The organism is Streptomyces sp. RKAG293 (genome assembly GCF_023701745.1).
GTDB lineage: Bacteria > Actinomycetota > Actinomycetes > Streptomycetales > Streptomycetaceae > Actinacidiphila.
Genome location: NZ_JAJOZB010000001.1, coordinates 8,038,467 through 8,057,736, shown reverse-complemented (window position 1 = coordinate 8,057,736; position 19,270 = coordinate 8,038,467). Strand labels below are relative to the sequence as shown.

Annotated in this window: 14 protein-coding genes, 1 pseudogene and 1 riboswitch; of the genes and pseudogenes, 8 read left to right on the top strand and 7 right to left on the bottom strand. The window is 70.5% G+C overall.

The window, feature by feature from the left end; all coding sequences use genetic code 11:
* Nucleotides 1–88: 88 nt before the first annotated feature.
* The gene (locus LNW72_RS35530) at nucleotides 89–952 is read left to right on the top strand and encodes a serine protease (protein WP_250979143.1); all 864 of its coding nucleotides are present in this window, start codon (nucleotides 89–91) and stop codon (nucleotides 950–952) included.
* A 201-nt stretch (nucleotides 953–1,153) separates the two neighbouring features.
* On the opposite strand, the gene LNW72_RS35525 is transcribed toward LNW72_RS35530, so the two are convergent.
* From LNW72_RS35525 to LNW72_RS35495, 6 genes are all read right to left on the bottom strand, one after another.
* Nucleotides 1,154–2,164, bottom strand: coding sequence for an enoyl-CoA hydratase/isomerase family protein (locus LNW72_RS35525; RefSeq protein WP_250979142.1), 1,011 nt, complete (start codon nucleotides 2,162–2,164; stop codon nucleotides 1,154–1,156).
* A gap of 69 nt (nucleotides 2,165–2,233) precedes the next feature.
* Nucleotides 2,234–3,487, bottom strand: a complete 1,254-nt coding sequence (locus tag LNW72_RS35520; protein WP_250979141.1) for an MFS transporter — start codon at nucleotides 3,485–3,487, stop codon at nucleotides 2,234–2,236.
* Between the two features lie 379 nt (nucleotides 3,488–3,866).
* Nucleotides 3,867–6,227, bottom strand: a complete 2,361-nt coding sequence (locus LNW72_RS35515; RefSeq protein ID WP_250979140.1) for a tetratricopeptide repeat protein — start codon at nucleotides 6,225–6,227, stop codon at nucleotides 3,867–3,869.
* Nucleotides 6,224–6,394, bottom strand: a complete 171-nt coding sequence (locus tag LNW72_RS35510) for a hypothetical protein (RefSeq protein ID WP_250979139.1) — start codon at nucleotides 6,392–6,394, stop codon at nucleotides 6,224–6,226. The genes LNW72_RS35515 and LNW72_RS35510 overlap by 4 nt, the downstream gene beginning before the upstream one ends.
* Before the next feature lie 532 nt (nucleotides 6,395–6,926).
* Nucleotides 6,927–8,282 (bottom strand): GH1 family beta-glucosidase, encoded by a 1,356-nt coding sequence (locus LNW72_RS35500; RefSeq protein ID WP_250979138.1) that lies wholly within the window; start codon nucleotides 8,280–8,282, stop codon nucleotides 6,927–6,929.
* Nucleotides 8,283–8,816: 534 nt separating this feature from the next.
* Nucleotides 8,817–10,013: an ROK family protein gene (locus tag LNW72_RS35495; protein ID WP_250980436.1), complete on the bottom strand. Its 1,197-nt coding sequence runs from the start codon at nucleotides 10,011–10,013 to the stop codon at nucleotides 8,817–8,819.
* 245 nt (nucleotides 10,014–10,258) lie between these two features.
* Between LNW72_RS35495 and LNW72_RS35490 the strand changes: the two genes are divergently transcribed.
* The 6 genes and pseudogenes from LNW72_RS35490 to LNW72_RS35465 all read left to right on the top strand — a co-directional run bounded on the left by LNW72_RS35490 (nucleotide 10,259) and on the right by LNW72_RS35465 (nucleotide 17,542).
* Nucleotides 10,259–11,560: an ABC transporter substrate-binding protein gene (locus LNW72_RS35490; protein WP_250979137.1), complete on the top strand. Its 1,302-nt coding sequence runs from the start codon at nucleotides 10,259–10,261 to the stop codon at nucleotides 11,558–11,560.
* Nucleotides 11,539–12,567 (top strand): carbohydrate ABC transporter permease, encoded by a 1,029-nt coding sequence (locus LNW72_RS35485; RefSeq protein WP_374117371.1) that lies wholly within the window; start codon nucleotides 11,539–11,541, stop codon nucleotides 12,565–12,567. Before LNW72_RS35490 ends, LNW72_RS35485 begins: the two co-directional genes overlap by 22 nt.
* Before the next feature lie 353 nt (nucleotides 12,568–12,920).
* Nucleotides 12,921–13,400, top strand: a pseudogene (locus LNW72_RS35480) (carbohydrate ABC transporter permease); the annotation flags it as partial.
* A 79-nt stretch (nucleotides 13,401–13,479) separates the two neighbouring features.
* Nucleotides 13,480–14,829 carry a Gfo/Idh/MocA family protein gene (locus LNW72_RS35475; protein ID WP_250979135.1) on the top strand — a complete coding sequence of 450 codons (1,350 nt, stop codon included), beginning with the start codon at nucleotides 13,480–13,482 and terminating at the stop codon, nucleotides 14,827–14,829.
* 115 nt (nucleotides 14,830–14,944) lie between these two features.
* On the top strand, nucleotides 14,945–17,074 hold the full coding sequence (locus LNW72_RS35470; protein WP_250979134.1) for an alpha-galactosidase: 2,130 nt from the start codon (nucleotides 14,945–14,947) through the stop codon (nucleotides 17,072–17,074).
* Nucleotides 17,075–17,332: 258 nt separating this feature from the next.
* Nucleotides 17,333–17,542 carry a hypothetical protein gene (locus LNW72_RS35465; RefSeq protein WP_250979133.1) on the top strand — a complete coding sequence of 70 codons (210 nt, stop codon included), beginning with the start codon at nucleotides 17,333–17,335 and terminating at the stop codon, nucleotides 17,540–17,542.
* A gap of 45 nt (nucleotides 17,543–17,587) precedes the next feature.
* On the opposite strand, the gene LNW72_RS35460 is transcribed toward LNW72_RS35465, so the two are convergent.
* Nucleotides 17,588–18,190 (bottom strand): RICIN domain-containing protein, encoded by a 603-nt coding sequence (locus LNW72_RS35460; RefSeq protein ID WP_250979132.1) that lies wholly within the window; start codon nucleotides 18,188–18,190, stop codon nucleotides 17,588–17,590.
* Between the two features lie 237 nt (nucleotides 18,191–18,427).
* On the opposite strand from LNW72_RS35460, the gene LNW72_RS35455 reads away from it, so the two are divergent.
* On the top strand, nucleotides 18,428–19,132 hold the full coding sequence (locus LNW72_RS35455; protein ID WP_250979131.1) for a TetR/AcrR family transcriptional regulator: 705 nt from the start codon (nucleotides 18,428–18,430) through the stop codon (nucleotides 19,130–19,132).
* 39 nt (nucleotides 19,133–19,171) lie between these two features.
* Nucleotides 19,172–19,264, top strand: a riboswitch (ZMP/ZTP riboswitch).
* Nucleotides 19,265–19,270 lie beyond the last annotated feature (6 nt).

Below are 19,270 nucleotides of genomic sequence, written 5' to 3'. Positions count from 1 at the left end.
CATGAGGCCCTATTGCCGGGACACCGGCCAATCCCGACAATGCTCATGACAATGCCGAAAGAACTTCGGTCTGGAGAGGACCCCCCACATGAAACGACCTCTCGTCGGTGTCCTGGCTGCCCTGCTGCTCGGCGGCGCGGCTCTCACAGGCACCGGTGCGGCGTCCGCATCGGCCACAAGCCGGGATGCGGCGCCCGCACACACCGCGAAGGCGGCCGTCACGGTCAACTTCGCAGGCACCGTGGCGCTCAGCAACTGTTCGGGTTCGGTCGTGAAGATGCCGGCCTCGGTGCCGACCGACCCCGCGATCGTCATGTCGAACGGGCACTGCCTGTCCGGCGGCTTCCTGGATCCGGGCGAGTCCATCGTCAACGTGGCGTCCAGCCGTACGTTCAGCCTGCTCAACTCGGCCGGGACCAAGGTCGCCACGCTGCGGGCCACCAAGGTCGCCTACGCGACCATGACGGACACCGACATCTCGCTCTACCAGCTGAACACCACGTACGCGCAGATCCAGTCGAGCTACGGCATCGCGGCGCTCGAGCTCTCGGCCACCCACCCCGTCGCCGGGACCGCGATCAAGGTGGTGTCCGGCTACTGGAAGCGGATCTACAGCTGCAACATCGACACCTTCGTCTACCGGCTGCACGAGGACAGCTGGATCTGGAAGGACTCGGTCCGCTACACCCCGTCGTGCAACACCATCGGCGGCACCTCGGGCTCCCCGGTGATCGACGTGGCGACCGGCAAGGTCGTCGCCATCAACAACACGGGGAACGAGGACGGCGGACGCTGCACCCTCGACAACCCGTGCGAGGTCGACCAGAACGGCAACATCACCGTGCACCAGGGCATCAACTACGCGGAGGAGACGTATCTGATCACCCAGTGCGTCGGCGCGGGCAACAAGATCAACCTCAGTCTGCCGGGATGCACCCTGCCCAAGCCGTGATCTGAGGCAGCCCCGGAAAAGAACGCCGCTCCCCGGACCTGGGATCCGGGGAGCGGCCGCCGGGCACTCGTGACCGGCGGCCGGGCGCACTCGTGACCGGTCCGGGCGCACTCGTGACCGGTCCGGGCGCACTCGTGACCGGTCTGCCGGGGCCGCTCGTGACCGGCCGTCCGGAGCCGCTCGTGACCGGCCCGCCTGGCGCTACGCGTCGAACCAGCTCAGCAGTTCGGCGTGGTCAGCGGCCGTGAGCGGGTCGGGCGACCACCCCGGGTTCCGGTCCTTGTCGACCAGCGCGGCCCGCACGCCCTCAAGGAAGTCATGGGCACGGGCGGTACGGCAGGCCAGCCGCAGCTCCCGGTCCAGACACGCACCGAGGTCGGACCCGGCGCCGTGCCGCAGCAGCTCGAAGGTGACGAACAGGCTCGTCGGCGACATGCGCCGCAGGACGGCCAGCGTCTCGGCCGCCCAGTCGCCGCCCTCCGCCGCCAGCCGTTCGAAGACCTCCGGCAGTTCGGGGGCCGAGAAGCAGCGGTCGATTGCGTCGAGGTGTGCGCCGATCTCGGAGGCCGGCGCCGTCACCGCGAACCGCTCGAGTACCGCGGCCGGCTCCCCGCCGCCGGTCAGCGCCTCCTCCAGCGCGGGCAGCTCACTGGAGTGCACGTAGTGCGTGGCGAGTGAGCAGCCGACCGCCGCCGCGCCCGCTATCCGGGCGCCCGTCAGCCCCAGGTACCGGCCGACGGAGCCGGGCAGCCGGGGCAGGAAGTGGCTCGCCCCGATGTCGGGGAAGAACCCGATGGCGGTCTCGGGCATGGCCAGCGCCGCCCGCTCGGTCACCACCCGCGCCGTGCCGTGCACGGAGATCCCGAGGCCGCCGCCGAGCGCGAAGCCGTCGATGAGCGCGGTGTACGGCTTGGGAAAGGCCGCGATCAGCGCGTTCAGCCCGTACTCCGCGGCGAAGTACTCCCGCACGGCCGCGTGATCGCCGCGCAGGCTCGCCGCCCGGATCGTGCGGATGTCGCCGCCGGCGCAGAACGCCTTCGGCGAGGTGCTGCGGACGACGACCGATCGGACGCCGTCGTCGTCCCGCCAGGTCTCGAGGGCCTCGGTCATCGCCCGGACCATGGTCAGATCGAGCGCGTTGAGCGCCTCGGGCCGGTCCAGGGCGATGACGCCGGTGCCGTTGGCGACGTGCGTCTGCACGGGGAGGTACATGGTGCCGGTGCTCCGTGGGTTCTCCGCGACCGCGTCGCCGCGTCCGCTTCTGCCGTTCTTCGGTGATCCTCAGTCCACCCCGACAATACGCAGCACCAGCGCACCGCCGAGCAGGGTCACCAGGGCGGTGGCCACGTACAGGCCCGGATAGCCGCCGAGGTGGGCGACGATCGGCGCGGCGACGGCGGGGGCCAGCACCTGCGGGCCCGAGTTGGCGATGTTGATGACGCCGAGGTCCTTCGCCCGGTCGGCGGCGGACGGCAGCACCTGGGTGATCAGCGCCTGGTCGACGGCGAGGTAGATGCCGAACCCGGCGCCCAGGACCGCGGCGGCGATCATCACGGCCGTCCAGGTGTGGGCGACCGCCAGCAGCAGGGCGGCCACCGCCATGATGACGCTGCACACGACCACGAACACCTTGCGTCTGCCGATGCGGTCCGACGCGATGCCCGCGGGGATCGCGGTGAGGGTCGCGGAGACGGTGTAGATGACGGTCAGCACCAGCACGCCGGTGTCCGGGTCCGGGTGGTGCACCTCGTCGGTGAGGTAGAAGAGCAGATAGAGCGTGCCCAGCGCGTTGCCGAGGTTGATCAGGAACCGGGTGAGCCACGCCCAGCCGAAGTCCGGGTGGGCGCGCGGATCGACCCACAGGCCGCTCAGCAGCGCGCGCGGACGGAAGGCGGGGCGCAGCGCGCGCGGCAGGACGGGCTCCCGGAAGCAGAGCACGTACGGCAGGGCCAGCGCGACGGCCAGCAGCGCCGTCAGCAGATACCCGGGTCCGACGCCGGAGACGGCCGTGGTCACCAGCAGCGCGCCCAGCACCAGGCCGAGCGACTGCATGATCCCCGTCCAGCCGGAGACCGCGGCACGCTGCCCGACCGGCACCTGGTCCGCCACCGGCGCCGTGACCCCGGCGAGCATCGCGTTCAGACCGCTCTGCGCCAGGCACCAGCCGGCGACGATGCCGGGCAGCGTGTGCTGCGCCGAGGTGACCAGCAGCCCGGCGGCGCCGGCGAGGGCGCCGCCGACGATCCAGGGCCGACGGCGGCCCCAGCGCCCGGTCGTACGGTCCGACAGCGCGCCGGCCAGCGGATTGACGACGACGGCGACGAGCGCGCCGGCACCGGTCACCCACGCGAGGTTCGCCGCCTTGTGCGCCTCGTCGAGGTGTTCCAGCTGCAGGGGCAGCAGGATCTGGATCGGGGTGAAGAACGCCATGAACACCGCGAGGCTGGCCAGGCTCAACGCGGCGGTCCAGCCGGGCCGCACCCGGGCGGTGGGTTCCTCGAGCGCGGCCGGCGGACGTGCGGTCACGGCGCGCATGGGCTCTCCTCAGTTCAGCAGAACATGAGGACTGCTCATGTTGGCGCGAGTGTAGCCACGCCACCCCGCGCCGCCAAGACTTCTCACCCGCCGCCGGCTCCGGTTCCAGCGCCAGCGCCAGGTCGGGCCCAGGCTCCGGCGTCTCGATGGGCGGCGATCAGGGCGCGGTGGGTGCGGGTGGCTGTGCCGCAGCCGCTGCCCCTGCCCCTGCCCCTGCCCCTGCCGGAAGCTGCAACGGCTTGCCGCCCGCGTTGAGGCACGACACGGGTAGCTGGGGACCGGGTCGGAGTGGTTTCCGGATGGCCGGTACGCGTGAGCCCGTGGGCGAGCCAGTCGGGCGGCGGAGCGGGCTCGATGGCCGCGGCCGTTGGCCTGGGGTCTATCGCGGACGACCGTTTCCGATAGACCTGCCCCTGCCCATGACCGCGCGCCACAGGCGTCGCATCCGCCTGAACCGCCGCGCCTCCCGCTGGACGACGGCGAGGTTGTTCACCACCATGCCCTCGAACGCCGTGCCCTGGCTGCCCTGGTCGCCGAGTTCCCGGAAGATGACGGCGGCCCGGGTGAGGACGTCGACGGCCTCCTCGAGCTGCCGCACCTCCCGCAGGACGAGGCCGAGGTTGTTCAACGCCATACCCTCGCCCTGCCGGTCGCCGAGTTCCCGGCAGATGGCGGCGGCCCGGGTGTGGGCGTCGACGGCCTCCTCGAACCGCCGTACCTCCCGCAGGACGAGGCCGAGGTTGTTCAACGCCGTGCCCTCGCTGTCCCCTTCGCCGAGTTCCCGGCAGATGGTCAGGTCCTGGGTGTGGGCCTCGATTGCCTCCTCGAACCGCCCCGCCTCCCGTAGGACGAGGCCGAGGTTGTTCAACGCCATGCCCTCGCTGTGCCGGTCGCCGAGTTCCCGGTGGATGCCGGCGGCCCGGGTGTGGGCGTCGACGGCCTCCTCGAACCGGCGCGCCTGCAGCAGACCGCAGCCGAGGTTGTTCAACGCCCGGCCCTCGCCGTGCCGGTCACCGAGGTCCCGGCAGATGGCCAGGTCCCGGGTATCGGCTTCGAGTGCCTCCTCGAACCGCCGCACCTCCCGCAGGACGAGGCCGAGGTTGTTCAACGCCGCGCCCTCGCGCTGCTGGTTTCCGAGTTCCCGGTGGATGGTGGCGGCCCGGGTGTGGGCGTCGACGGCCTCCTCGAACCGGCGCGCCTGCATCAGACCACTACCGAGGTTGTTCAACGCCCGGCCCTCGCCGTCCCGGTCACCGAGCTCGCGTGCGGCGGTGAGGGCGTGCTGTCCGGTGGTGATCGCATCGTCGGAGTACCGGCCCTGGTTCAGGAAGACGGCCAGGTGTTCGGTCAGGGACATGGCGATGCGGGGGCGTGCGGTGGCGACGGCGAGGGTGACGGCGGCGACGAGATTGAGCCGCTCGCCGTCCAGCCAGGCCAGCGCCGCCATTCGGCCCGGGAACCGCTCGGGCAGCGAATCGCCGGGCAGTGCGCACAGGTGATCGTCCGCGGCGCCTGCGGTCGTCCGGTAGTACTCCAAGAGACGGTCGAAGGCCTCCTCCTGGTCATTGACGCCGATGTGCCGGTCGGCGAGTTCTCTCGCGTACAGGCGCAGCAGGTCGTGCATGCGCCACCGCTGCTCCCCCACCGGTTCGATCAGGTGGGCCTGGGCGAGCTTGACCACCAGCGACCGGCTCTGCCCCACCGATACCGCCGTCAGGACTGCCGCAGCTTCGAGGGAGACCTGTGCGGTCGGATTCAGCGACAGCAACCGGAACAGCTGTGCCTGTTCCGGCGGCAGCCGGCGGTAGGACAGTTCGAACGAGGCCCGTACGGCCAGCGTCTGTTCATCGTCGCTGTAGGACAGGGCAAGCCGGGCTTGTTCGTCCTTCAGCTCGCCGGCCAGATCGGCCAGGGAACGCTCCGATTCCACCATCAGGTTCGCAGCGGTGATCTGCAGGGCCAGGGGCAGGAACCCGCAGCGCTCGGCCAGCTGTGCCAACGCCTCAGGCTCCCGTGCGGGGCGCGGATCGCCGCGGTTCGCCGCAATGAGCGAGCTCTTGATCATATTGGCGGCGTCGGCGGCTTGCAGCACCGTGAGGTCGATCAACGAGGCGGGCAGCGAGGCCAGCGTGTGCCGGCTGGTGACCAGGACGCGATGCCGGTGCCCGCCCGGCAACAAGGGCTCCACCTGTGCGGCGCTGGAGGCACTGTCCAGTACCAGCAGGACCGGCCCGCGGTCGGCGACACGGGCGGCCAGCTGCGACCGGTACACCGCGGCCTGTTCCTCCGGATCGACCGGCAAGTCCGCGTCAGCCCCGCACAGGGCACGCAACAGGGCGCCCAGCGCCTGCCCGGCCGTGACCTTCCCGACGGGATCGTAGCCGCGTAGATCCAAGAAGAGATGACCGCCCGGGAACCAACCGAGCTCAACGGCCCGGTTCGCAGCGTGCAGGGCCAGGGTGGTCTTCCCCACCCCGGGCAGTCCCGCGATCGCCGACACCACGACCGCCAAACCGCCCTCATTGCCCGGGTCGAGCAGGTCGAGCAGCTCCTGGATCTCGTCGTCGCGACCGATCAGCGTGCCATGTACCGCGGGCAGTGAGTGCAACGCCCTCGGAGCCGGACCATGCACCGGCAGGTAGACGTTCTGGTCTCCGGCAACCTGGGTGATCACTGCGTGGTCGAACGCCTCCGCGTGCTGCTCGACGCGGCCAGGGCCGCCTTCACAGTCGGCCGTCAACTCCCCTGCCCCATCGTGTTCTGGTCCCCGGCGACCTGCGTGACCTGTGCATCGCCGGACGCCTCAGCGTCCTGCTCGATGTGGTCGGGAGTGGTGTTGCCGCTGGTAGTACCGATGGGCGCGTTCTGGTTGCCGCCGACCTGGGCGGCTCGTGCGCGATCGGACACTCTCGCCCGCTGCGCGACCCGCCTGCCCGGCGACTCCGGCGCCGACGGCTCCTCCCGTCCTGCCCACCAGCTGGTAGCCACCCCGACCGCACCGGCCCCCACCGTGGCGAAGGCCGTCGCCACCACCCACCGATCGGCCTCCCCCGCCGGCATCCACCCGAACGAAACCGTCCGGCCCAGCCACAGGCACAACCCGAAGGCAACCACCACAGCAGCCACCGCTGACACCCACCGCACCGAACGCAACATCCGGACCCCCTCACCCTGAGACGTGCATCCCAGCGTTCCACCCGAGACCGGTTGATAACCCGAAACTTCAGGAATACCGGCCCGCGGCAACACCTCAGCCGACCGCCCAACCACCGGTACAGCACAGCAACGAGACGTGCTGAACCGCTGCCGATGGCCTCGGCAACGGTCGAACACCCCGTCTCCACGCCCCACTGCCCGCACAGCCATCGGCACCCTGTTCCCACCGCGCCCATCGGCCTGGGTCGATCCTGACGAGCGCTGTGGTCGCCGGAGCGCCCAACTACCCAGCCCAGTGCGCCCGATGGGCGGCGATCGTGTCGCGGTACCAGGCGTACGAAGCCTTCGGCGTGCGGCGCAGCGTCTCGAAGTCGACGTGGACCAGACCGAAGCGCTGGCTGAATCCTTCCGCCCATTCATAATTGTCAAGCAAGGACCAGGTGAAGTAGCCGCGGACGTCCACTCCCTCCGCGACGGCGGCGGCGAGTGCGTCGAGGTGGCCGGCGAGGTAGTCGATGCGGGGCTGGTCGACGACGGTGCCGTCCGGCGCCGGGGCGTCCTCGACCGAGCAGCCGTTCTCGGTGATCGTGATCGGCGGCAGCGCCGTCCCATACCTCTGGCGCAGGCCGACCAGGAGTTCGCGGAGGCCGTCGGGGACGACCGGCCAGCCGAAGGCCGTGCGAGGAACCCCTTCGATCTCAGCTTCGGTGAAGGGGAGCTCCGGGCCTGTGGGGGCGCCGATCCGGGTCGGGTTGTAGTAGTTGACGCCAAGGCCGTCCAAGGGTGCCGCAGCGATCAGCTCGAGGTCGCCGTCCCGGACGCTGCCCCCGAGGTCAGGTGCAACACCGAATGCGCCGAGGTCGGGGTAGCGGCCGAGCAGCAGCGGGTCGAGGAAGAGGCGGTTGTGCAGTGCGTCGTACGCGGCAGCAGCCGCCGTGTCGGCGTCGCCGTCACTCGCCGGCCGGACCGGGGTGAGATTGTTCGCGATCATCACCTGCCCGCCCCGCTCGCGCAGCGCCGTCGCGGCGAGGCCGTGTCCGAGCAACTGGTGATGAGCGGCCGGCAGCGCATCGAGCATCAGGGTGCGGCCGGGGGCATGGATGCCCAGTGCGTAGCCGAACACCATATGGATGAAGGGCTCGTTGAGCGTGATCCAGGCCGGAACACGGTCGCCGAGGCGGTCGGCGACCAGGCCCGCGTACTCGGCGAAGCGATAGGCGGTGTCGCGGGCGAGCCAGCCGCCCGCTTCCTCGAGGGCCTGCGGGAGGTCCCAGTGGAAGAGAGTGGGCAGCGGAGCGATCCCGGCGGCGAGCAGGTCGTCCACCAACCGGTCGTAGAAGTCGAGCCCGGCCAGGTTGACCGAGCCGGCCCCTGTCGGCTGCACCCGGGGCCACGCGATCGAGAAGCGGTATCCGTCCAGGCCGAGGCCGCGCATCAACGCGATGTCCTCAGCATGGCGGTGGTAGTGGTCACAGGCGATTCGTCCGGTATCGCCGTTCTTGACAGCGCCAGGACGGGCGCCGAAGACGTCCCAGATGGAGAGCCCGCGCCCGTCCTCCTCGACGGCCCCTTCGATCTGATAGGCGGCGGTGGAGACACCCCAACGGAAGTCTTCGTGCAGGTCAAGACGATTCGCCATGTCCAGTCCCCTCCCATTTCTCAATATGAGCCTTGCTCATGTTAGCAATCGCGGCGCGGCGAGTAGAGCCCGGTCCGGCCGGCCGGACCCCGACCACGGCGGCGCGTCCACCCCAGAAGGGACGACGTTCGCATGTCGGCAACCACTCCTCCCCGCCCCCGCTCCCGCCGTCATCGGCGTTCCGGTCCGTTGCCGCTGGCCGGGGCCCTGCTCGCCGCCACGGCCGGGACGGTCGCCCTGGCTGCTCCGGCGTCCGCCGCCGCGGCGTGCGGCGCCCCCGTCGTGACGTCCACCACCACGGTCACCTGCACCGCGGGAGGCCCGAGCTGCGGTACTCCCCTTTCATCGGGACCATCCGGTCCTGTCGTCGGCGGCACGCGGGGAAGCGGTCAGGTACTCAGGCGGGTCGGTGAAAGTGCGGCTCATGGTGCCGCCGGCTCGGGCCGGGCTCCAGGATGTCGGCGACCCGTCCGGTTGGGGAGGGGCACCGGGCCCCGGGCCGGCGTTCCGCGTCCGCACGCCTGGACGGCGACTTCAGAGCGGGGCGACGTCAGCTTCCCTACGAGGTGCGTCTGCCGGGTGGGAATCGGCGTCGAACAGTTCCTTCTCCACGTGGTCCAGGCACAGGCGTACCGCGCCGAGTGCGACGGCCTCGTCGCCCAGCGTCGAGGTGACCACCCGCGGGGGGAAGGGGCACTGCGGCTCCAGGTGTCCGCGGACCGGGTCGAGGAGTGCCGCGCCGGCCTGGGAGATTCCGCCGCCGAGAACGACGAGTTCGGGGTCGACGGAGAGGACCATGGCCGCCAGGCCGTCCGCCATGCCCCGGGCGAAGTTTTCGACCAGCGCGCTCGCCCGCCGGTCCTTGCCCGAGGCGGCGGCGAAGATCCGCTCGACCTGTTCCGCCGTGCCGCCGTTGGGCGGGTCGTAGGACAGCAGTTGCCGGTAGGCGTCGACCCAGTTGAGGACTGACAGCGTGCCGATCTCGCCCGCGGCCCCGTGCCGACCGCGGTGCGGTCGTCCGCCGATCAGTACGGCTGCGCCCATGCGGTAGCCGGCGTGCAGGTAGACCACGTCGTCGACGCCCCGGGCCGCGCCCCACCAGTGCTCGGCCAACGCGGCCAGGTTCATGTCGTTCTCCACCCCGGTCCAGGTCCTGGTTCCGTCGCGGGCGAGGGTGCCGAAGAACCGCCGGGCCCGGTCGCCGAGGGGCAGGCCGTTCCACTCCGGCATGACCGTGGGGGCGAACGCCTTCCCTTCGGCATCGACCACCCCCGGAGTGCCGACCACGACGGCGAGCAGGCTGGGGTGGCCTTCCCCTGGAGCGGCCGCCAGGGCGCCGGTGACGGTCTTGCGTGCCACCGCAAGGCGCTCCTCGGCGCTGAAGTCGGGTTGGACCGTCGCCCGGCAGCTGGCGACGACGGTGCCGGAGAGGTCCGTGAGGAGCGTCAGCACCTTGTGTGCCCCGATGTCGAGGCCCGCCACATAGGCGGCTTCGGCGCGGAAGCGCACGCGCCGGGCCGGGCGGCCGGGCCGGCGGGGGCCGGTCTGATCGATGTGCGCCTCGGCGGCCCAGCCCTGGGCGAGCAGTTCGTTGATGGCTTCCTCGCAGGTAGGGCGGGAGACACCGGCGGCCTTGGCGAGGGCGGAGATGGTGAACGAGCTTCCGGCATGCAGTGCCCGCAGGACCGCGACGGAGTTGATCCTGCGCAGGTAGGACGAGTCCCCTCGCATGTTCTTCACAGCTGCAGCCCCAGTCATTCGCCGGCCCCGACCGAGCCTGGGTCAATATTATGAGTGGCTGCGTAACAAGAGCAAGCGGCTCGCCGAAAATGGGCCTGATATCCCAAAATTCCCCGTGTTGCAGCCGTTGACACCGCCTGTTCCGCATGGGTTACTTCCCCCGTCAGCAGATTATGAAGCGAGTCTGCCTATCTAAACGAACCGCCTGGCGCGGCCAGGCCAGGGAGGAACCCACTGTGCGAAGAACTGTGGTGCGCGGCGCCGTCGCACTGGCTGCGGCGACAGCCCTTGTCGGCTGTGCGGCAGGCGGAAGCAGCAGCTCCGGCGGCCAGGCCTCCGGGAAGGGGAAGGCCACTCTCACCTTCCTCACCTTCGAGACCCCGAACCTCAACGCCGCCTACTGGAAGGCGGCCATCGCCCGGGCCTCGGCCAAGGTGCCGGGCGTGACGATCAAGATGGTGGTGTCCCCGAACACGGACCGCACCGGATACGCCAAGCAGCTCGACGCCTCCGGCCAGCTCCCGGACATCATGATCGCGGTCAACCCCCAGGGGTTCGCCCAGGCCGGCAAGTTCGCGCCGTTCACCGCGGGCGAGCTGCAGGACTTCGTCTCCCCCGACTCCAACGCGATCAACGGCAAGGTCTACCAACTGCCGTACAACACGCAGCCCGAGCCGTTGGTCTACTACAACAAGGCCGACTTCGCCGCCGCAGGCATCACCGCTCCGCCCAAGACCTACGCCGATCTGCTCGCGGACGCCAAGGCGCTCAAGGCCAAGGGGATCAACCCGTTCGTGGTGGGCGGAGGCGGGGCGGACACCTGGGCCGACATGTTCCCGCTGATCGCCGCGGTGGGCACCGACGTCTACGCCGACAACCCGAAGTGGCTCGGCAAGCGGGTGGACGGCTCGGCCAAGTTCACCGATCCGGTCTTCACCAACTCGGTGGCGAAGGTCGCCGCGCTGAGCCAGGCCGGCTATATCGATCCGGTCGGTCTGTCGCGCTCCTACGCCGACGACGAACAGGCGTTCCGCGACCACAAGGGCGCGATGTACCCCATGGGCTCGTGGTTCGCGGCCTCCGCCGACGCCAAGAAGCCGGGCTTCGACGTCGGAGTCTTCGCCTGGCCCAGCGACTCGGGCAAGCTCGTCCTCCCCGCCTACACCGGCGGCGGCCTGTCCGTCTCATCCAAGGCCCCCGATGTGGCGCTGGCCAAGAAGTGGGCGCTGGCGTTCATGGAGGACAAGCAGAACCTCGACGCCTCGGTGCGAGCCGACGGCTCGATCATCGCGCTCAAGGGCTACACCCCGCCCTCCAACATGGGGCCCGTCTACAACGCGACGTACGCGCTGTACCAGCAGGCCGTGGCCGCGGGCGCCGTGGTCGACGCCTTCTCGATCGAGGGCGGCGACATCGCCCTGCCGCCGGGGGTCGCCGACAAGGCCGCCATCGGCGTGCAGGACCTGATGACCGGCAAGAAGACGGCCGCCCAGTTCTCGTCCTTCCTGGACCAGCAATGGGCCAAGGCCAAGCAGTAGCCCCCGGACCGCGGGTCCGGAGCCGCATCCCGCCTCCGGTGCGGTTCCGGGCCCGCGACACAACTATCGGAAAGGGGGTCGCTGTGAAGCCCCAGCCAGAACCGCCGGGTGCCCGCAGAATCCGCCCGGCCGCCGTCCTGCGCGGCATCGGCACCTTCACTCTCTTCGGCGCACCCGGCATCATCCTGTACACCGTGTTCGTCCTGGTGCCGGCAGCGATGACCGTCTACTACAGCCTCACCAACAACAACCCGTTCAACCCGCCCACCCGATTCGTCGGCCTGCAGAACTACGTCCAGCTGGCCAAGGACGACGACTTCCTGCGGGCGCTGCGGAACACGGCACTGGTCACCGTCATCGTCACCTTCGCGGCCAACGCCGGGGGCCTGCTGATCGCTCAGCTCCTCGACCGCCGCGGCTGGCTCTACAACGCCCTGCGCGGGGTCTTCTTCACCCCCGTCATCCTCAGCTCGGTCGTGGTCAGCGTGATCTGGCAGTCCATCCTGTCCGACGACGGCCTGCTCAACTCCACACTGCGCGGTCTCGGGGTGGCCCACCCGCCCGGCTGGTTCTCCGATCCAGGCCTGGCCCTGTACACCCTGGCCTGGATCATCACCTGGCAGATGCTCGGCTTCTGCGTCGTGGTCTACCTCGCCGGCCTGCAGGGCGTGCCCACCGAACTCCACGAGGCCGCCTCCATCGACGGCGCTGACGGGATCGCCCGCTTCCGCCACGTGACCTGGCCCATGCTCGCCCCCGCCGTCACCATCAACACCGTGATGCTGCTGATCACCGGCTTCAAGGTCTACGACCAGGTCCAGGTCATCACCAACGGCGGCCCCGGCAACGGCACCACGACCACCATCGCCTTCAACGTCGTGCAGACCGCGTTCACCGGCAACCACATCGGCTACGCCTCGGCCATGGCCACGGTGATGCTCCTGCTGGTCTGCGGAGTGTCGGTCGTCGTCCTGCGGCTGCTCCAACGCAGAGAGGTGTCGATGTGAACCAGGCCGTACAGCCACGCACCACCGCGCGACGCACCATCGCACGACGCCCCCCGCGGCAGCCCGCCCACCGCCCCCGCAGCGAAGCGGCCGGGACCTCGGGCAGCTGGCTCCGGCCGCTGGTCGCCGTGTTCACCGGAGCCGCCTTCTTCCTGCCGCTCTACCTCATCCTGGTCAATGTCTTCAAGCGCGGGCCGGACATCGTCCCGCACCCGGCCGGTCTCCCGGCGCCGCCGACCCTCGCGAACATCTCCGCGGTCCTCTCCCGGCCGGACCACCTCTTCTGGTACGGGCTGATCAACAGCGCGGAGATCACCGCCATCTCGGTCACCGCCACCACCGCGATCTCCGCCATGCTCGGCCACTACCTGGCCCGCTCCCGCAGCCCCTGGGCCAAAGCCACCCTGGTCGGCATGCTCTGTGGGCTGATGATCCCCTCCGCCGTCATCCTCACCCCCATCACCCAGGTACTGAACGCGCTGGGCCTGATGACCACCGTCCTCGGACTCATCCTGGTCAACATCGGCTACTACGTGCCGTTCGGCGTCTTCGTCTTCATGGGCTTCGTCAAAACCATCCCCCTGGAGCTGGAGGAGGCCGCCCAACTGGACGGCGCCGGCCGCCTGCGGACGTTCTGGCAGATCGTCTTCCCCCTGCTGCGCCCGGCCTCCGCCAGCGTCATGATCTTCCTCGGGGTCTGGGTGTGGAACGACTTCCTCAACCCGCTGATCATCCTGGGCCCGGCGAACGGCACGACCGTCACCGTCGGCATCTACCGGGCGATCGGGGAGCACCAGAGCGACTTCGGTGCCGTCTTCGCGCTGATGTTCCTGGCCACCCTGCCGGTTCTGGTCATGTACCTCGCCTTCCAGAAGCACTTCGTCAAGGGCCTCACGGGGGAGCGACCAAGGGATGACCGCCGCTGCCCGCCCCACCCAGCAGACAGGAACGCCCGTGCACCCCGCGCGACTCTCCAGCGGCTTCATCAGCGGCACGCTCACCGAACCCGCCGGACGCCCGCTCACCATCGCCGTCCTGGGCGCCGGCGCCCGCGGCAGCGCCTACGCGGACCTCGCCGCCGAACGACCGGCCAAGGCCCGGATCGTGGCGGTGGCCGAACCCCGGGAAACGGTACGCGAGGCGTTCTCCGCCCGGCACCGGATCCCCCGGCAGGGCCGTTTCGCGACCTGGCAGGAGTTCGCCGAGCGGCCGAGAATGGCCGACATCGCAGTCGTCTCGCTGCTGGACGCCGACCACGTCGCGGCCACCACCGCGCTGGCCGACCTCGGCTACCAGCTCCTGCTGGAAAAGCCCATGGCCACCAACGAAGCCGACTGCGAAGCCATCGCCGAGGCCGCCCGCCGCAACAACACCGCGATGGCCGTCACTCACGTGATGCGCTACACGCCGTACACCGTCGCCCTCAAGCAGGCCCTGCGGGAGGGAGTCATCGGCGACATCGTCTCCGTCCAGCACCTGGAGCCGATCGGCTACTACCACTTCGCCCACTCCTTCGTGCGCGGCAACTGGCGCCGCCAGGACGGGTCGACGTTCCTGCTCATGGCCAAGTCATGCCACGACATCGACTGGCTCAGCGACATCATCGGGCTCCCCGTGCGCCGGGTCTCCTCGTTCGGCAGCCTCACCCACTTCCGCCCGGAACAGGCACCGCCGGGCGCAACCGAACGCTGCGTCAGCTGCCCGGTCGAGCAGGCCTGCGCCTACTCGGCCAAGCGCCTCTACCAGGACGGGCTTCGCCACGGCGGGACCAAGAGGTACTTCACCCGGATCATCAGCACCGGCGAACCCACCGAGGACGCCGTGAACGCCGCGCTCGCCGACGGGCCCTACGGGCGCTGCGTCTACCACTCGGACAACGACGTGGTCGACCACCAGGTGGTCAACCTCGAATACCAGGGCGGCGTCACGGCGTCCTTCACCCTCACCGCCTTCACCCCGGTGCAGAACCGCCATACGAAGATCTTCGGAACCCGCGGCCAGATCACCGGCGACGGCCGCTTCATCGAGATCTATGACTTCCGCACCGAACGCACCACCGTCATCGACGCCTCCCTGGACGGCTCCTCCGCCGCCGAGGGACACGCCGGCGGTGACGAGGCGATGTTCAACGCCTACCTCGATGCCCTGCACAGCGGCCGCGGCGAACTGATCGTGTCCGGCATCGACGCCAGCCTCGCCAGCCACCGCGTCGTCTTCGCCGCGGAACGCTCCAGGACCACCGGGACCGTCGTCGAGCTCTGAGCCTCACCGCCGCACCATTCCCCCGGTTGTCGCGTCCCGGCACCGCACAGGTCCGCTCCGCCTGCGCGGGCGCGGCCGCGGTGCAGCCACCCCATGCCCGAACGGAAGGGTTCTCATGCCGTCCCTCGTCGCCCACGACTCCTCGCGCCGACTGTGGGTCCTGTCCGGGGCCTCGTCCTGCTACGTCCTGCACCTGGACGAGGAGGACCGCCTGCGCAGCCCGCACTGGGGGCCGCAGCTCACCCTGGAGCAGGCCTCCACCCTGCTGGACCGCCCGCCGCCCGGATACCGGGCGTTCGAGGACCCCGCCGACGGAACGCTCGACCTGAGCGACGCCGGCGCCATGCTCTTCGGCCACGCCGGGCTTCAGATCCGGTTCGCCGACGGCACCCGCGATCTCGAACTGCGCTTTGCGGACCACCGGGTGACCGACCGCGAGGACGGCGCGGAGCTGGCGCTGAGCTTCACCGACCGGCATTACCCGCTCACGGTCGAAGTCCGCTTCCGGGTCCGCTCCGACACCGAGGTGATGGAGCGCCGACTGGTGCTGCGCCACACCGGGACCGCTGGGGACGATCCGATCGAGGTCGTCCGCGCCCACTCGGCGACCTGGGTACTGCCACGGCTCGACGACTACCGGCTCAGCCATGTGCACGGCCAGTGGGCCGCCGAGACCCAGCTGCACCGGACCGCACTCGCCTACGGCGAGACGCTGCTGAGCAGCCGCCGGGGCATCACGAGCCACCAGGCCAACCCCTGGGTGATGATCGACGACGGAACCACCGCCGAGGAACACGGTGCGGTCTACAGCTGCGCGCTGGCCTGGAGCGGCAGCTGGGAGCTGACGGTGCAACGGCTGCCCACCGAGCGCGTCACCGTGTCGGCGGGCGCCGGGCATGCGCCGACCGTCCGCCGGCTGGACCTGGGAGCGGAGCTGGTGACCCCGTACTGTGCGGCCGCCTACACCGAGGGCGGGTTCGGCGCCGCCAGCCGGGTGTGGCACCACTACCAGCTGGCGCACGTACTGCCGCACCCCGAGGAGGTCCGGCCGGTCCTGTACAACTCGTGGGAGGCCACCGAGTTCGACCTCAGCATGGCGGGCCAGTCGCTGCTCGCGGAGCGGGCCGCGGCACTCGGTGTGGAGTTGTTCGTCATGGACGACGGGTGGTTCGGCGCCCGCACCCATGACGCGGCCGGACTGGGTGACTGGGACCCCAACCCGGACCGCTTCCCCGATGGCCTCAAACCGCTCATCGCGAAGGTGCACAGCCTCGGCATGCGCTTCGGCATCTGGGTGGAACCGGAGATGGTCAACCCCGACAGCGACCTCTACCGGGCGCACCCGGACTGGGTACTGCACCAACCGCACCGGCGCCGGACCGAGCACCGCAACCAACTGGTACTCAACCTGGCCCGCCCCGACGTGGCCCACTGGCTGCACGACCGGATGAACCGGCTGCTGGCCGAGAACGCCGTCGACTTCGTCAAGTGGGACATGAACCGGCCCGTCACCGAGGCCGGCTGGCCCGACGCGGGTCCCGATCCGGAACGGCTCTGGCTGGACCACACCCGCAACCTGTATGCCGTCCTGGACCGGCTGCGGGCCGACCACCCGGACGTCCGGTTCGAGGCCTGCAGCGGTGGCGGCGGCCGCCTGGACCTCGGCATCCTGGCCCGCACCGACCAGGTGTGGACCTCCGACAACACCGACGCGCGAGACCGCCTCACCATCCAGCACGGCTTCTCCCAGCTCTACCCCGCACGGGTCATGGGCACCTGGGTCACCGACAGCCCCAACCCGCTGACCAAGCGCCGGATACCACTGGCCTTCCGGTTCCACGTCGCGATGGCGGGCGTACTGGCCATCGGCGGCGACCTCGCGCGGTGGAGCGAGGCCGAACTCACCCGGGCAGGCGAACTGGTCCGCGACTACCAGGAGATCCGGCCACTGGTGCAGCACGGACTGCAGTTCCGCCTGCGCCCGCCGGGCGGGGACCTCGGCGGCATCCAGTACGTCGACGCGGGCGGAAGTGCCACGGCCGTGCTGGCCTTCCGCTGCTCCGCACACCTGGCACAACCGGACCGACCGCTGCCGCTGCGCGGACTGGACCCGGCGGCCCGGTACCGCGACGCGGCCAGCGGGGAGTCGCACCACGGCGCCGTCCTGCTGACCCACGGGCTCCCCCTGGCGCTCCCGCCTGAGGACTACGCGAGCCGGATGGTGCATCTGCTCCGCGAGGCGTGACCCTCCCGTCCCGTGGAGTCCCGGCGCCCTGCCGCCCTCGCGGCGCCGCCGCCGCACCTGCCTCACCCCCACCTTGCAGCGCCACTTCAGGCGTCCTTTCCGGAGGTGCCCCGAAATGACAGCGGTCACAGACGACCGGCTTCCTGCCCGGCGTCGCGGCGATCCGGCCGTCCAGGAACCGCACCGGGCACCACAGCACACCGCGCAGAGCACATCCGCCGGTTCGCCACCATCTGGAACACCACCGGCGTCAAGGCGATGTCCTTCGACGGACTGGAGTCCGCCTCCGATGCCGGCTGGGGCCAGTACGGCATGGCCCGCCTGGTGAACGGGACCTTCGCGCAGCAGCACGCCAAGGACGGCTTCCTCTCCGAGACCAACGTTCCCGCAGGCACCCCCGACACGGATCGCAACGACAGAAGGCAAGCCGAGCCGCCCCCGGACTCCGGTCTGCTGCTCGCCAGGTGAGGCGGGCGGCAGACCGGAGGGAGCTGGCACCGTCGTGCACAGGCTCTAGTGAGTCGTCCAAGCCTGGTTGGTGAAGCCGTTGCAGGCCCAGAGCTGCACCCTGGCCCCGTTGGCCGGGATCTGCGTGGCGTCCCCGTCCAGACACTGGCCACCGTTGACGTTGGTCAGCGTGGAGCCGTGCCAGGCCCAGGTCTGGTTGGTGAAGCCGTTGCACGCCCAGAGCTGCACCCTGGCCCCGTTGGCCGGGATCTGGGTGACGTCCCCGTCCAGGCACTCGTTGCCGTCGGCGTTCTGGATGGTGTAGAAGCCAGTCGGCCGCCCGACAGCGGGCGTCCAGAGCCAGGTCTGATTGCTCCGGCCGTTACAGGCCCACAATTGCACCCTGGCCCCGTTGGCCGGGACCTGGGTGGCGTCCCCGTCCAGACACTGGCCGCCCTTGTTGTTGGTCATGGTCAGCCGGAAGACCTGATGAGGCTGCACCACGACAGCAGAGCCGCTCCGCACTGTCGGGATCTGCGCCACCGACGTCACATCGACCACACGCGGTCCGGCCGAGGCGGTGTCGGTGCCGGCCGACGCGGCGCCGGACGTCACCAGTCCGGTGGCGGCCGAGGCCGCCAGCACCGCGAACAGGAATCGCTTACGCATGTCATTTCCCCCGTCCCCGGGCGAACCCGGGACCACGTTCCGCCGCCCTGTGCCGCGGAACACCGGCAGCCAGACCGCCTCCCGTTCCCCGGGTGGTGCCGGACCGCGGGTAACAGCGTCAGACGCCAGGAACGGTCTGTCGACGTCTGTTCCACTCAGCGGACCCGGGTACGCGATACATGACCCCAACCGGTTGCCGATCGCCGATCGCGAACGGGATCCGGCAGAGTGGCCCCCATGCAGGAACAGACTCAGGACGCCGCCCCCGTCGCCGGACCAGCCACCGCGCCAGCCGCAGCCCCCACCACCGCCACCGGCCCCGGCCCCGCGTCCACCGCCGTCCGCCGCAATCCGGTGCAGCGGCGCAGCGCCGAGCGCGTCGAGCGCATCCTCAGCGCCTGCGCCGTCCTGCTGGACGAGGTCGGTTACACCGCGCTCACGACCAAGGAGGTGGCCCGCCGGGCGGAGGTGCCGATCGGTACCCTCTACCAGTTCTTTCCCGGCAAGGACGGGCTGCTCGGCGCGCTCGCCACCCGCAATCTGGAGCGCTACACCGACCGGCTGTCCCGGCGGATCGCGGCCGAGTCCCCCCGTGACATCGGCACCCTGGTGGATCTGGCCGTCGAGGAGTTCGTCGCGATGCGGCGGGCGGTGCCGGGATTCGGGGTCGTCGACTTCGGCGCCGTGGGCCGCGAGGACCCCACCGCCCGGCATCTGCTCGACACCGAGATCGACAACAACACCGCGGTCGCCGACCGGCTGTGGGCCCTCACCGGCGGGCTGCTGGACCCCGCCGCCTCCCGGCTGGCCGGCCGGGTCGCCCTGGAGTGCGCCGACGCCGTACTGCGGCTGGCCTTCCGCACCGACCCGGACGGCGACCCGGCGCTGATCGCCGAGTGCAAGCGGGTGCTGCGCCGCTATCTCGGCAGTCGGACGGATTGAGTCCGCACCGGACACGTCGCAGGCCACGCTGCTAGGGTCGGCGTGAGCCGTGACTGGCGCTTGGATGGGACCGACCATCGGGGAGCGGCTCCGTCTCCTGACGATGTGCTGCCGCGCGCCTGGGCCCTTCCCTTCTCG

What these genes read in the sequence shown, in the direction of transcription:
- LNW72_RS35530 (WP_250979143.1), top strand. Translation starts at nt 89, where the DNA reads ATGAAACGACCTCTCGTCGGTGTCCTGGCTGCCCTGCTGCTCGGCGGC.
- LNW72_RS35525 (WP_250979142.1), bottom strand. Translation starts at nt 2,164, where the DNA reads ATGTACCTCCCCGTGCAGACGCACGTCGCCAACGGCACCGGCGTCATC.
- LNW72_RS35520 (WP_250979141.1), bottom strand. Translation starts at nt 3,487, where the DNA reads ATGCGCGCCGTGACCGCACGTCCGCCGGCCGCGCTCGAGGAACCCACC.
- LNW72_RS35500 (WP_250979138.1), bottom strand. Translation starts at nt 8,282, where the DNA reads ATGGCGAATCGTCTTGACCTGCACGAAGACTTCCGTTGGGGTGTCTCC.
- LNW72_RS35495 (WP_250980436.1), bottom strand. Translation starts at nt 10,013, where the DNA reads ATGCGAGGGGACTCGTCCTACCTGCGCAGGATCAACTCCGTCGCGGTC.
- LNW72_RS35485 (WP_374117371.1), top strand. Translation starts at nt 11,539, where the DNA reads ATGGGCCAAGGCCAAGCAGTAGCCCCCGGACCGCGGGTCCGGAGCCGC.
- LNW72_RS35475 (WP_250979135.1), top strand. Translation starts at nt 13,480, where the DNA reads ATGACCGCCGCTGCCCGCCCCACCCAGCAGACAGGAACGCCCGTGCAC.
- LNW72_RS35470 (WP_250979134.1), top strand. Translation starts at nt 14,945, where the DNA reads ATGCCGTCCCTCGTCGCCCACGACTCCTCGCGCCGACTGTGGGTCCTG.
- LNW72_RS35465 (WP_250979133.1), top strand. Translation starts at nt 17,333, where the DNA reads ATGTCCTTCGACGGACTGGAGTCCGCCTCCGATGCCGGCTGGGGCCAG.
- LNW72_RS35460 (WP_250979132.1), bottom strand. Translation starts at nt 18,190, where the DNA reads ATGCGTAAGCGATTCCTGTTCGCGGTGCTGGCGGCCTCGGCCGCCACC.
- LNW72_RS35455 (WP_250979131.1), top strand. Translation starts at nt 18,428, where the DNA reads ATGCAGGAACAGACTCAGGACGCCGCCCCCGTCGCCGGACCAGCCACC.